General features: G+C 36.1%; 13 protein-coding genes and 2 tRNA genes. 9 read left to right on the top strand and 6 right to left on the bottom strand.

The window, feature by feature from the left end:
* Positions 1-166: 166 nt before the first annotated feature.
* Entirely contained in the window at positions 167-2,704 is a 2,538-nt protein-coding gene (locus tag DD829_RS11910; RefSeq protein ID WP_108409426.1) for an ATP-dependent Clp protease ATP-binding subunit, read from the bottom strand.
* 152 nt (positions 2,705-2,856) lie between these two features.
* Between DD829_RS11910 and DD829_RS24120 the strand changes: the two genes are divergently transcribed.
* The 4 genes from DD829_RS24120 to DD829_RS11930 all read left to right on the top strand — a co-directional run bounded on the left by DD829_RS24120 (position 2,857) and on the right by DD829_RS11930 (position 5,842).
* Positions 2,857-3,081 carry a uroporphyrinogen decarboxylase gene (locus tag DD829_RS24120; RefSeq protein WP_108409427.1) on the top strand — a complete coding sequence of 75 codons (225 nt, stop codon included), beginning with the start codon at positions 2,857-2,859 and terminating at the stop codon, positions 3,079-3,081.
* Positions 3,081-4,175, top strand: a complete 1,095-nt coding sequence (locus DD829_RS11920; RefSeq protein WP_108409428.1) for a glycosyltransferase — start codon at positions 3,081-3,083, stop codon at positions 4,173-4,175. The genes DD829_RS24120 and DD829_RS11920 overlap by 1 nt, the downstream gene beginning before the upstream one ends.
* Before the next feature lie 275 nt (positions 4,176-4,450).
* Positions 4,451-4,870, top strand: a complete 420-nt coding sequence (locus DD829_RS11925) for a SufE family protein (RefSeq protein WP_076394104.1) — start codon at positions 4,451-4,453, stop codon at positions 4,868-4,870.
* Between the two features lie 3 nt (positions 4,871-4,873).
* Complete coding sequence (locus DD829_RS11930; RefSeq protein WP_228408179.1) at positions 4,874-5,842, top strand: glycosyltransferase family 9 protein; 969 nt, start codon at positions 4,874-4,876, stop codon at positions 5,840-5,842.
* A gap of 35 nt (positions 5,843-5,877) precedes the next feature.
* Here DD829_RS11930 and DD829_RS11935 read toward each other — a convergent pair.
* Both DD829_RS11935 and DD829_RS11940 read right to left on the bottom strand, forming a co-directional pair.
* A protein-coding gene (locus DD829_RS11935) for an IS3 family transposase (RefSeq protein WP_228408180.1) occupies positions 5,878-7,061 on the bottom strand; the annotation gives its coding sequence in 2 pieces (ribosomal slippage) (positions 5,878-6,809 and positions 6,809-7,061; 1,185 coding nt in all).
* A gap of 287 nt (positions 7,062-7,348) precedes the next feature.
* The gene (locus DD829_RS11940; RefSeq protein ID WP_116547787.1) at positions 7,349-7,558 is read right to left on the bottom strand and encodes a hypothetical protein; all 210 of its coding nucleotides are present in this window, start codon (positions 7,556-7,558) and stop codon (positions 7,349-7,351) included.
* Between the two features lie 123 nt (positions 7,559-7,681).
* Between DD829_RS11940 and DD829_RS11945 the strand changes: the two genes are divergently transcribed.
* From DD829_RS11945 to DD829_RS24340, 3 genes are all read left to right on the top strand, one after another.
* Positions 7,682-8,035: a transposase gene (locus DD829_RS11945; protein ID WP_108408792.1), complete on the top strand. Its 354-nt coding sequence runs from the start codon at positions 7,682-7,684 to the stop codon at positions 8,033-8,035.
* A gap of 169 nt (positions 8,036-8,204) precedes the next feature.
* Positions 8,205-8,564: a transposase gene (locus DD829_RS24335; protein ID WP_262497959.1), complete on the top strand. Its 360-nt coding sequence runs from the start codon at positions 8,205-8,207 to the stop codon at positions 8,562-8,564.
* A gap of 53 nt (positions 8,565-8,617) precedes the next feature.
* On the top strand, positions 8,618-8,932 hold the full coding sequence (locus tag DD829_RS24340) for a transposase (RefSeq protein ID WP_262497960.1): 315 nt from the start codon (positions 8,618-8,620) through the stop codon (positions 8,930-8,932).
* Between the two features lie 129 nt (positions 8,933-9,061).
* Here the strand turns inward: DD829_RS24340 and DD829_RS11955 are convergent.
* From DD829_RS11955 to DD829_RS11965, 3 genes are all read right to left on the bottom strand, one after another.
* A tRNA-Val gene (locus DD829_RS11955) sits at positions 9,062-9,136 on the bottom strand.
* 33 nt (positions 9,137-9,169) lie between these two features.
* A tRNA-Val gene (locus DD829_RS11960) sits at positions 9,170-9,244 on the bottom strand.
* Between the two features lie 44 nt (positions 9,245-9,288).
* The gene (locus tag DD829_RS11965; RefSeq protein WP_108408793.1) at positions 9,289-10,533 is read right to left on the bottom strand and encodes a bifunctional folylpolyglutamate synthase/dihydrofolate synthase; all 1,245 of its coding nucleotides are present in this window, start codon (positions 10,531-10,533) and stop codon (positions 9,289-9,291) included.
* Between the two features lie 92 nt (positions 10,534-10,625).
* On the opposite strand from DD829_RS11965, the gene DD829_RS11970 reads away from it, so the two are divergent.
* Entirely contained in the window at positions 10,626-11,966 is a 1,341-nt protein-coding gene (locus DD829_RS11970) for a TolC family protein (protein WP_108408794.1), read from the top strand.
* 1 nt (position 11,967) lies between these two features.
* Positions 11,968-12,558: a SprT-like domain-containing protein gene (locus DD829_RS11975; protein ID WP_108408795.1), complete on the top strand. Its 591-nt coding sequence runs from the start codon at positions 11,968-11,970 to the stop codon at positions 12,556-12,558.
* The last annotated feature ends 2 nt before the right edge of the window (positions 12,559-12,560 follow it).

Consider the following 12,560-nt stretch of genomic DNA (forward strand, 5'->3'; position numbering starts at 1 on the left):
TTGATCTCCACCAGTGCTTTTGTCCTCTTCGGATTAACGTGCATAATTTATTAAAATATATCCTGAATTTCACCAACTATTTTTCAGTACATTACCTGTTTTAAAAAATCAATAAAAAAGCATCGGAAATTTTCCCGATGCTTTTCTGTTATATTAAATTATTTACTTACGATTGAGAAGACTTCTCTGCAGCAGATTTTTTTGGCTTTGAAGTTTTCCCTGCCAAACCGTCTTTCGCTTCATTCAGATCAAGAACTACGGTTTCTCCTTCTGTTAATTGTTTGTTTACGAGCATTTCTGCCAATAAATCTTCAATGTATTTCTGGATCGCTCTTTTTAATGGTCTTGCTCCGAAATCTTTATCCCATCCTTTTTCAGAAATAAAGTCTTTCGCTTCTTCTGTCAGTTCTACTTTATATCCTAATTTTTCAAGTCTTGAATACAATTTGTTCAGTTCAAGATCAATGATTTTCTTGATGTCTTCTTTTTCAAGAGAATTAAAGATAACGATATCATCAATTCTGTTCAGGAATTCTGGTGAGAATGCTTTTTTAAGCGCATTTTCAATCGTACTTCTTGCTCTGGAATCTGTTGTTGATTTTTTCGCAGAAGTTCCGAATCCGACACCATCACCGAAATCTTTAAGATCTCTTGTACCGATGTTTGAAGTAAGAATAATGATTGTATTTCTAAAATCGATTTTTCTTCCTAAACTGTCTGTAACGTGACCTTCATCTAAGATTTGCAGCAAAATATTGAATACATCAGGATGTGCTTTTTCAATCTCATCTAAAAGAACCACAGCATAAGGTTTTCTTCTTACCGCTTCTGTTAATTGTCCGCCTTCCTCATATCCAACGTATCCAGGAGGCGCACCTACCAATCTTGAAACGGCAAATTTCTCCATGTATTCACTCATATCGATTCTGATCAAAGATTCATCAGATTCGAAAAGTTCTCTTGCCATTACTTTAGCCAGCTCTGTTTTACCAACCCCTGTTGTTCCTAAGAAAATGAATGTGCCGATCGGACGGTTCGGATCTTTAAGACCGGCTCTGTTTCTTTGAATTGCTTTCACAACTTTTTTCACCGCATCTTCCTGACCGATTACTTTTCCGTTCAGGTTTCCATCCATTCCGGCAAGTTTATCCAGTTCGTTTTTACCGACTTTGGTAACAGGAACACCGCTCATCATAGAAACTACTTCCGCTACATTTTCTTCTGTTACGGTTTCTTTTTTCTCTTTTACATCTTTGTCCCATTTATCCTGAGCAGAATTCAGTTCCATCTGAAGCCTTTCTTCTTCATCTTTCAGTTTTCTCGCTTCCAGATAATCCTGCGCTTTTACTGCTTTTTGTTTTAATTCCTTGATCTCTTCGATTTTCTTTTCAAAATCGATGATTTCAGTAGGAACTTTCATATTTTTAATATACACTCGTGATCCCGCTTCGTCCATCGCATCAATCGCTTTGTCCGGTAGGAAACGGTCTGTAATATATCTTGATGTAAGATTTACACACGCTGCAATTGCTTCAGGTGTATAAATTACATTGTGGTGCTCTTCGTATTTATCTTTGATCTGATTTAAAATCTGAACGGTTTCGTCAATAGAAGTAGGTTCCACCATTACTTTCTGGAATCTTCTTTCTAATGCGCCGTCCTTTTCAATGTACTGACGGTATTCATCCAGAGTAGTCGCTCCGATGCATTGAATTTCACCTCTTGCCAAAGCCGGTTTGAACATATTGGAAGCATCTAAACTTCCTGTTGAGCTACCCGCACCAACAATGGTGTGAAGCTCATCAATGAATAAGATCACGTCTCTGTTCTTTTCCAGCTCCGTCATGATCGCCTTCATTCTTTCTTCAAACTGACCACGGTATTTTGTTCCGGCGACTAAACTTGCAAGATCTAAAGTGATCACTCGTTTTCCATAAAGGACTCTGGAAACTTTTTTCTGCTGAATTCTTAAAGCCAGACCTTCCGCGATGGCAGATTTACCAACTCCCGGTTCCCCGATTAGCAAAGGATTGTTTTTCTTTCTTCTTGAAAGGATCTGAGAAACTCTCTCAATTTCTTTTTCACGACCGATAACAGGATCTAATTTCCCGTCTCTTGCCAGAGAAGTTAAGTCTCTACCGAAGTTATCCAGTGTTGGTGTTTTACTTTTAGCAGAGCCTAAATTTCCTGTAGGCTTTCTCATTTGCTCAAAATCTTCTCTTTCGTCGTCGTCGTCGTAAGCACTCATTTGTGGTGCCTGTCCGGAATTTTTCAACATAGTCTGATATTCTTTTGAAACTCCTTCATAGTCGATGTCGTAAGCTCCTAATATGTTTGAAGTAGGGTCCTCATATTTGTAAAGAATGCCTAAAAGCAGATGAACGGTATTAATCTCATTGCTTTTGTATTGTCTGCATTCAAGTTCAGCACGTTTGATGGCATGATCTGCCATTTTCGTGAAAGAAATATTGGTAACCTCCTCAGAAATAGGATTTAGACTTGCTGTATTTAAAGTTTCAATTTTTCTTCTGATTTGTGTTAGATCCGCATTAAGGTTTTGAAGGATTTCTTTTGCAGAGTTTTCTGTTTTTATAATACCTAAAAGTAGATGTTCTGTATTAAGAAATTCACTTTTGAGCCTTTTCGCTTCGCTCTTGCTTTGTTTGAACACTTGGCTCAAACCTTGTGAAAACTTATAATCCATAATATATCTCATTAGAATAAAAGCAACATTGCCATTTATTCATTATCTAAATTACAAATATTTTACCAAAAAGCAATAAATGACTTTATGGCAGAAAAAATTTTATTATCTTATTGAAAATGATTAAGTTTGTCTCCCCGAAATTTTTATTCATGAATTCTGATTTTGCAAGTTATATAGGATATTCTGCATCTGTTTTTATTGTATTGAGTTTCATCTTGAAAGATGTTAGAAAAATAAGGATCGTGAATATGATCGGCTGTATCTGTTTTGTCATTTACGGAATTTTCAGCGGCATGCTTTGGCCGGTTATTATTCCAAATGGACTCATCTGTTTTATTCAAATGTATTATCTAATATTTGATAAGAAAAATTAATGAAGAAGAAAATAATAACTTCAGCATTCAGCAATCTTTATACTGATCAGAGAATAGAGAAAGTATGTAAAACTCTTTTTGACAGTGGATATAATATAGAACTAATTGGCAATGACTGGGGAGGAAACGAAAAGATGGAGCGTCCGTATCCTTTTGAGAGGATAAAAATAAAATCTAAGACTTTAAAAACGGCGTATTTTGAGTTCAATTGGAAGTTATATAAGGAATTAAAGAAAAAAGCTGACAAAAATACAATTCTTCATGCCAATGATATAGATGCGCTTCTGCCAAATTATCTTATTTCAAAAAAATTAAATATTCCTTTGGTTTTTGACAGTCATGAAATTTTTACAGAGATGCCCGCAATACAGAATAAGCTTTCGCAAAAGGTTTGGAGGATATTGGAAAAAAGCATTGTACCCAAAATTAAATTCATGATGACGGAGAGTGAAAGCTATGCCGAATGGTTTAAGGAAAAATATAAAGTAAATCCTATCGTCGTAAGAAATATTCCAAGAGAAATTATTTCTACTCCCGAAATTCCAGAAAATAATCCTAAAATAATTCTTTATCAGGGAGCTGTTAATCAATCCCGCGGAATTGATAAGGTTATTGTTGCCATGCACTCAATTGAGAATGCTGTTCTTAAAATTGCCGGTGACGGCCCTAAAAAGAAGGAGTATGAAGATCTTGTCGCGAAGGAAAAGCTTCAGCATAAAGTTTTTTTTCTTGGTAAACTGAAGCCCGAAAATCTCAGAGAAGTAACAAAAACAGCAGATACAGGATTCAGTCTTGAAGAAAATAATGGGGTGAGTTATTATTATTCTCTTCCCAATAAAGTCTGTGATTATATACAATCCAGAGTGCCGTTGGTAATGATCAATTTCCCTGAAATGCTTCGTATAAAAAAGCAGTTTGATATAGGTGAAGTTGTTACAGATCATGATCCGGAGAAAATAGCTGCGGCTTTGAATAAAGTTCTTGAAAGGGGACGCCTAAACTATAAAACTGAGCTTGAAAAAGCGGCAAAAGTATTTTGTTGGGAAAACGAAGAAACCAAAATCTTACAGCTTTTTGAAAAAGCTTCTCTTTAGATAATTCTATTAAGTTTGTCATCCTACAAGGATCTAAGCTTGATTCTTTTGAGATGGTTTATTCATATTATTTTATGTTTTTTCAGAAAGACAAATTTATTTATGTCAAATATCTGATATGGATGACTGCAATTTTAGCCCCGATTGCCGCGACATCCTTTTTTTGCATGGGGATAAGAACGGGTAAAAAAGATACAGCAGAAAGCGGGAATAGCTTCAAATAAATTCAACATCTTTTTAATTTGGCTATCTTTGCAGAAAGAAATCAGTTTACAATGACTATTAAAGAAAAACAGCAGGAAATCATCGACGAATTTGCTTTTCTTGAAGACTGGGAGCAGAAATACGAATATATTATTGATCTTGGAAAAGAGCTGAAGGGGCTTTCTGAAGACAAAAAAACGGAAGAAAACCTGATTAAAGGCTGTCAGAGTAAAGTTTGGATTGATGCTGAATTTAAGGATGGAAAGCTGTTTTTTGAGGCAGATTCGGACGGGATTTTGCCGAAAGGTATTGTTTCGCTTCTGGTAAGCATTTACAGCGGTCATTCTACACAGGAAATTCTGGATTCTGATTTCGAATTTATTGCTGAAATTGGTCTGCAGGAGTTTCTTTCGCCTTCCAGAGCCAATGGTTTGATGGCAATGACGAAGCAGATTAAATTTTACGCAGTCGCATATCAACTGAAGTCTTAATCTGTGACCCGAATTTTAGCATACCGTTTTTCTGCTTTTGGGGATGTTGCGATGACAGCTCCCGTTTTCCGTGAGTTTCTGGAACAAAATCCCGATGTAGAAATTGTGATGGTTTCCCGAAAGAATTTTGAAGCTTTATTTGCTGATATTCCGAACGTTATATTCAAAGGAGTTAACCTTGATGACTATAAAGGAATATTTGGATTGAGACGTCTTGCCAATGAATTAATTAAAGAATTTCATCCGGATCTTATTGCGAATCTTCATGATGTAATCCGCACTAAGATTCTCGACAAAATTTACAGAAGAAAGGGGCTTAAAGTATTCAAAATCAATAAGGGAAAAGAAGAAAAAGAAGATCTCACGAATGTTTGGAATTTAAATAAAACCCAATTAAAAAAAACGGTAGAACGTTATGCAGATGTTTTTCGAGAAATGGGCTTTAACGTTGAGCTTTCTCATGCATTGAGACCGATTTCCGGAGAAAAATCAGGAATAGGGTTTGCGCCTTTTGCTCAGCATCGTGGAAAAATGCTTCCTCTTGAAAAATCTTTTGAACTGGCTAAAATTTTAGCACAAAAACAGACGATTTATTTTTTCGGAGGGGGAAAGTCTGAAGCTGAAACGCTGGAACAGTGGGAGAGAGAAATCCCGAATACCTTCAGTTTAGCCGGAAAATTAAGCCTTCAGGAAGAGTTAAATAAAATTTCGACATTAGAATTAATGATCTCCATGGATTCCGCCAATATGCATCTGGCAAGTCTTATGGGAACAAGATGTGTTTCCGTGTGGGGGCAGACTCATCCTTTTGCAGGTTTTTTAGGATTCGGACAAAGAGAAGAAGATGTGGTTCAGGTGAAAGACCTTACTTGCAGACCCTGTTCTGTTTTTGGGGATAAAGAATGCTATCGCGGAGACTGGGCTTGTCTTGAGGAGTTGCATGTGCAGAAAATAGTGGAAAAGATTTTATGAACTTCCTACAAAAAAGTGGACAAATTTCCTTAGCCCTATGCTGCGATTTTAAATTTGTTAATAATAAGTTGATTAAATTCTAATCTCGTTTTATTTTTCAGATACTTATGTCTTCTGTGATTATTATAGAATCCTTCTATGTAATCAAATATTGAGAGTTCAGCCTGTTTTCTGGTTTCATATCTATTCTGATAAATAAGTTCCATTTTCAGCGTTTTAAAGAAACTTTCAGCCACAGCATTATCCCAGCAATTCCCTTTCCTGCTCATACTTCTAATAATTTGTCTGTTTTTTCCGACCATAGATACAAACTCCTTACAGGCATATTGAACCCCTCTGTCAGAATGGAAAATGAGTGAATCCGTTTTCATTAATGGGCGATTGGAAAGAGCCATTTTAAAAGCCGCCATGCTTGTGTCTTTAGCATACATGGTGGAACTCAGAGACCATCCAATTACTTTTCTATCAAATAAATCTATTACAGTAGTAAGATACAGCCAGCCTTGTTGGGTTCTTATGTAAGTGATATCCGATACCCATGCAGAATTGGGTTTCTGCACCGAAAAATTCCTGTTCAAATGATTTTCCACAACAGGATATTTATGAGATGAATCGGTAGTCACCTTAAATTTCCTTTTCAATATACTTCGTAATGAATGCTTCTGCATCAGTCTTGCTACTCGCTGTTGAGACGCTTTTATTCCCAATGATTCCAGTTCTTTAGCTATTCTGGGACTGCCATACCGACCTTTATAAAAAACATACATTTTTTTGATTTCATCACTCAGCATTTGATTATACAATGCTCTTTTTGATGGAATCCCAACAAGCCATTTATAATATGAACTTCTGCTCACTCTTAGTACTTTACACATCTTTTCAACAGGAAATATATTCGTATGAGATTCTATAAAACGATATTTTACCTGCCGCTCCTGGAAAAGATGCTTACCGCCTTTTTTAAGATTTCATGTTCTAATTTTATATCAGCAAGCTCTTTGTTCAGACGGATAATTTCCAGCTCTTCCTTACTCTTTTCCTTTATAGTAGAGCCTGCTGTTAATTTTCCTGATTTAAACTCCTTGCTCCAACGTTTGATGTTGTCTGGATTGACTCCAAGTTCTCGTCCTAAAGAAGTCATACTACAACCTCTCTCTTCTAATAATTCCAAAGCTTTAAGTTTAAATTCTAAACTGTAATTCTTCCTTCTGTTTTTCATTTCTTAAAGATAGAGCATCGGGGCTTAGCTATTATGTCCACTCAAAGATAGTAACTCCAGTTTCATAAAATACACTGTTTTGTCCTAAAGAGCTGTCAAAGTCTCTGCTTAAAACATAATTTAATCTCTGTATCATAATCATTTGAATTTATTATGAGCCAAATGTAAATACAGGCAACGACAAAACTTGTCGCATTAAAATTTGTTTTAAATTTATTATGGATAATTATATATTGAGAACTCTGGTTTATCCAGAATGTGTTAACATCTTTTTTCTATTGAAAAAATTATGTTTTATCTAAATTCTGAATTTCATTAAGGATTTTCAAAAAGAAATTATTTAATTCCAGATGTAAATTAAAAATACTATCCCCAGTTGTAAATATCCTCTTAGGGTCTAAATCTTGAAAAACTTGTATTTGTGTAAATGGGTTTTCATCTTTGTGAGCAATAATATTTGTTCTGATTTCTTTCAAATATCTTTCCTCATCTTTCAAGGCTTGTATTTTAATTTTAAGTTGTTTAAGTTCTTCATCTATTGAATTATCATTTATTTGTTTCAGAATTTCGGATCAAGCGCAAAACTTGGGGGGGATGTTAAGTAGTTTTATCTTTGCCTAATGCTAATCGAACAAGAACTTCTTAAATTGTTACTTCCTGAATTTTTAGTTGAACACTTTGATATCCTCAAAGCAGAAACACATGATGCAGAACTTCATCTTTATTTTGAAGAAAAAAGCAGTATTCCTCATGAATTTAAAGAAAGACAGCTGGAATCGAAGGGCTTTTTACCTGAAATCATTATAGATGATTATCCATTACGGGGTAAAATCGTAAAACTTCATGTGAAAAGAAGAAGATGGACTGATAAATCCTCTGGTGAAATCCTTCAAAGAGACTGGCAGCTGGTAGCGAAAGGAACACGCATGACAAAGGATTTAGCAGGCTTCTTAAAAAAAATTAGCCGACACTAAAGCTCTTCCCCTAAAAGTCATAGCAGAATTTTTCGGGATCAAAGGCAAGACCTTTCAGAGGCAATACAAGAATAAACTCAGCGAGTATCATAGCTGGGAACAGAAACGACACGCAGAAGACTGGATCATTTACCCTGAAAATCTCTCATCATCTTTATCCTTAGATGAAGTGGCACTCTCTGACGGAGAACTCTACACGGTGCTTACCTCCAAGACTGCACGAGGCAGGAAAGGAAGCATTGTTGCCATCATAAAAGGTACCCGGAGTGATTTTGTCATCACGCATCTTTTAAAAATCAGCAGAAAACTTCGGATCAAGGTAAATGAAATTACTTTGGATATGGCGGGTTCCATGAAGCGTATTGCCCAACGCTGCTTCCCTGGTGCAACACCGGTAATTGACCGCCTTCATGTTCAGAAGCTGGCTACAGAAGCCCTTCAGGAAATCAGGATCAGACATCGTTGGGATGCTATTGAAATGGAAAATACGGTAACGCAAGGACTGGAGGAAGAAAAAACTCAGGTATAGAAATATTTGAAAACGGTGATTTACGCAAACAGCTTTTAGCAAGAAGCCGGTATTTGCTTTATAAAAGCCGTGAAAAATGGACAATTTCCCAAAAACAGAGAGCTGTTATTCTTTTTGCTCAGTATCCCGATCTGGAGAAAGCATATCAATTGACCGATGGACTGCGAAAGATTTATAATCAGAATATTCCAAAATCATTGGCGATGACTAAACTGGCGCATTGGTTCAAAGAGGTGGAAGAAGCAGATTTTAAATCTTTTTCTACCTTAAGAAAAACAATAATGAATCATTACAGGGATATTTCAATGCCGCTGCGGAATCCTTCAATGCCAAAATCAAAAACTTTAGATTACAGCTTCGTGGAGTAAAAGACAGAACTTTCTTTCTATTCAGATTAGCTAAACTTTTTGCATAGCCCCCAACTTTTGCGATTGATCCATGAATAGGAGATAAGTATATAAAACAAAAAAATCTCCCTTAAAAAAGAGAGATTTCTGTGGGTCCTGAGGGATTCGAACCCCCGACCCTCTGGGTGTAAACCAGATGCTCTGAACCAACTGAGCTAAGAACCCGAATTTTTTTGAAAGGTTTCGTTTCCTTTTCTGTGGGTCCTGAGGGATTCGAACCCCCGACCCTCTGGGTGTAAACCAGATGCTCTGAACCAACTGAGCTAAGAACCCTCTTTATCGTTGTTTCCTCGATTAGAGTGGTGCAAATATACGACTTATTTAGAAATCTCCAAATTTTTTTCTAAAAATTCTCCCACTACAAAGTTGCTTCCGCCGATAAAAATCATTTCTTCATTTGTACATTGCTCTTTTGCAGAAAGATACGCCTGCTGTACAGAATCGAAAATTTTGTAAAAAATTTTCGCGTCGACCAGTAAATTTTCGTAATCTTCAGGGTATCTTCCGCGATGGATGGCTGGTTTTGCAAAATAAAACTGAGAGTTATCAGGTAAAATTTTCATGACTTCATCTATTTTTTTATCATTCACAAAGCCTAAAATAATATGTTTATGCTTATCGATGGAATTTAATTGTGAAAAAACATATTCCAGACCTGCCTGATTATGCCCTGTATCGCAAATGGTAAGCGGATTTTCTGAAAACTGGAACCATCGTCCGATAAATCCTGTATTCTGATGAACGTGTAAAAGTCCTTTTTCAATATTTTCATCCGAGATGGTATAATTTAGTTTTTTTAATTCTTCAATTAAACATACAACCACTTTGATGTTTTTTTCCTGATAATATCCTTCGAGATCAGATTTTAACACTGTTTTTATCACAGCAGCATCAATAAAAGGGGCATTTTCTTTATCCGCTTTATTTTTAATGATATTTTTTACGACTTCATTTTCATCACCGGAAATAATCGGAATCCGGGGTTTTACAATTCCTGCTTTTTCTCCTGCAATTTCTTCAATGGTATCTCCTAAAATATTCTGATGATCTAGCTGAACATTCGTAATGGCCGCCACCAAAGGATTGATAATATTGGTTGAATCCAGTCTGCCGCCTAAGCCCACTTCAATAATCGCAATATCTACATTTTGCTGATGAAAATATTCAAAAGCCATAATGGTGGTAAACTCAAAAAAAGAAGGCTGAATATCTTCAGGAAGATTTTTCAGTTTCTGAATAAAATGATAAACAAATTCTTTGTCACAATTATTACCGTTTACCTTAATCCGTTCTGTAAAATCGATCAGGTGAGGAGAGTTGTACAGTCCTGTTTTATATCCCGATTCCTGTAGCACTGAAGCCAGCATATTGCTGGAAGATCCTTTCCCATTGGTTCCGCCAATGTGAACACATTTTATCTTTTCCTGAGGATTCCCGAAAAAATCGCAAAGTTTTATGATATTGTCCAATCCCGGCTTGTATGCTTTCTGCCCGTCTATCTGATAATTAGGAGCCTGTACGAACAACCATTCTACCGCTTCCTGATATTGTTCATTTGTCATAATGCAAAATTCTCAAAAGTTTTTTAAAAAGAAATATTAAAACTGTAACTTTTTTATATTTACTTCGTCTAATAGGGAAAAATATATAGAGTATGAAAAAGGTTTTGACTATTATTTTGGGATTATCTTGTCTGGCAGTCAATGCCCAGAAAAAATGGTCTTTGAGAGAATGTGTGGATTATGCAACCAAACATAATCTTCAGGTGATCCAAAATGAATATTCGAAACAGTCTCAGGATCTGAATCTGAAAATTGCCAAGAAAAACTATCTTCCGTCTGTTTCCGGTTCTGTGGGGAATACGGTGAGTTTCGGGCAGACCTCTTTCGGGACGGGAAGTTTAAGAAACGACAGATTCAGTAACAGTGCAAATCTGGGAGCAGATATTTTGGTATACAATAACGGCAGACTTGAAAAAACAATCAGAAAAACAGAATTCGATGTAGAAGCAAGTCAGTATGATATTGAAACCATTAAAAATGATATTTCTCTTCAGATTGCACAGCAGTATTTAACAACCTTACTGAATAAAGAAATTGTAAAAATTTCTCAGGCGGCTGTTGAAAATGCTCAGAAACAATATGACAGATCAAAAATTACTACAGAAATAGGCACAACGGCACAAACGGTTTTAGCGGAAGCAGAGGCAGGACTGGCAAGAGAAAAACAAAACCTGAAGACCGCTGAAATTAATGTGGGAAGAAGTTTATTTGCTTTAGCACAGCTTTTACAGCTTCAGGAATATAAAGATTTTGATGTGGAAGATGTAAATGTTCCGGATCAGTTGGCTCCGCAGTTAAAATCTGTAGATGAGGTTTTAACAACAGCTTACGAGACTCAGCCGCAGGTAAAAGCAGCGGAGAGCAGGATAAAAGCATCGCAGGCGCAGACCGAAGTTTCCAAAACGGCTTTCTGGCCTACTGTTACGGCAAGTGCAGGAATCGGCTCTTTCTACAATAACCTTTTAAATACAGATAATGTAGGTTCCGCTCTTTTCTATGTAAAAGAACAGGGATTCTTTTCTCAATATAAAGACAATTTCGGACAACAGGCTGCTCTTTCTGTCAATATCCCTATTTTCAATAAAGGAATTACAAAACTTCAGGTAGAACAGTCTAAACTAAATGAAAGTCTGGCAAAAGTAACTTTAGAACAGCAGAAACAGACCGTAAGACAGAATGTTCAGAAAGCGCAGTTTGATGTGGATGCCAATTATGAAATCTATCTGTCATCACTTCAGGCAGAGAAAAGCACCAAACTTGCATTGGAGTTTGCAGATAAAAGTTATGCAGCGGGAAGATCTACCATTTATGATGTAAATATTGCAAGAAATAATTATGCTAACGCACAGGGTTCTGTAGCTCAGGCAAAATATAATTATGTTTTCAGTCTTAAATTGTTGAATTTCTATGCCGGAATTCCATTAAGTTTGTAAAATGTCTATTCAGTCATTAGAAAAATATTTACCGCAAAATACGCTTCAATATTTAAAAATCTGGTTTGCAGACTATTATGTTCATATAAAAGTTACACGCAACAGGAATTCCAAACTGGGAGATTATCGTAAACTTCCGGATCATTCTCATGAGATTACGATCAATTCCACTTTGGCTCCGCAATTATTTTTCTTTGTGTTAACCCATGAGTTGGCGCATCTTATTGCCTTTGAAAAATATGGCAGAAGAATTTCTCCTCACGGAAACGAATGGAAAGAAACTTTCCGGCAGATGCTTTTGCAGAGTCTTGAGGTATATGAAGAAAATTTAAGACCAGTCATTGTTAAATTTTCGAAATCTCCGAAAGCCAATTTTATGGCAAGTCCGGAGCTGGTAAAATATTTTCACATTGAGAAACAGGACGATACGCTTGTGTTTATTGAAACGCTTCAAAAAGGAGATCTTTTTATTTACCGGAACGAAAAGTACCTCTTAGAAGGTCTAATTAAAAAAAACTATCTTTGTAAAAACTTGGCTACAGGAAGAAAGTATTCTTTCAAACCATTGGCAAGGGTAGAAAAATACACATAAGA

This window comes from Chryseobacterium sp. HMWF035 (assembly GCF_003094695.1).
Taxonomy (GTDB): Bacteria; Bacteroidota; Bacteroidia; order Flavobacteriales; family Weeksellaceae; genus Chryseobacterium; species Chryseobacterium gambrini.

Bases quoted from the DNA above. Each gene is read 5' to 3' on its own strand.
- DD829_RS11910 (WP_108409426.1), bottom strand. From the start codon at position 2,704: ATGGATTATAAGTTTTCACAAGGTTTGAGCCAAGTGTTCAAACAAAGC.
- DD829_RS24120 (WP_108409427.1), top strand. From the start codon at position 2,857: ATGAATTCTGATTTTGCAAGTTATATAGGATATTCTGCATCTGTTTTT.
- DD829_RS11920 (WP_108409428.1), top strand. From the start codon at position 3,081: ATGAAGAAGAAAATAATAACTTCAGCATTCAGCAATCTTTATACTGAT.
- DD829_RS11925 (WP_076394104.1), top strand. From the start codon at position 4,451: ATGACTATTAAAGAAAAACAGCAGGAAATCATCGACGAATTTGCTTTT.
- DD829_RS11945 (WP_108408792.1), top strand. From the start codon at position 7,682: ATGCTAATCGAACAAGAACTTCTTAAATTGTTACTTCCTGAATTTTTA.
- DD829_RS11965 (WP_108408793.1), bottom strand. From the start codon at position 10,533: ATGACAAATGAACAATATCAGGAAGCGGTAGAATGGTTGTTCGTACAG.
- DD829_RS11970 (WP_108408794.1), top strand. From the start codon at position 10,626: ATGAAAAAGGTTTTGACTATTATTTTGGGATTATCTTGTCTGGCAGTC.
- DD829_RS11975 (WP_108408795.1), top strand. From the start codon at position 11,968: ATGTCTATTCAGTCATTAGAAAAATATTTACCGCAAAATACGCTTCAA.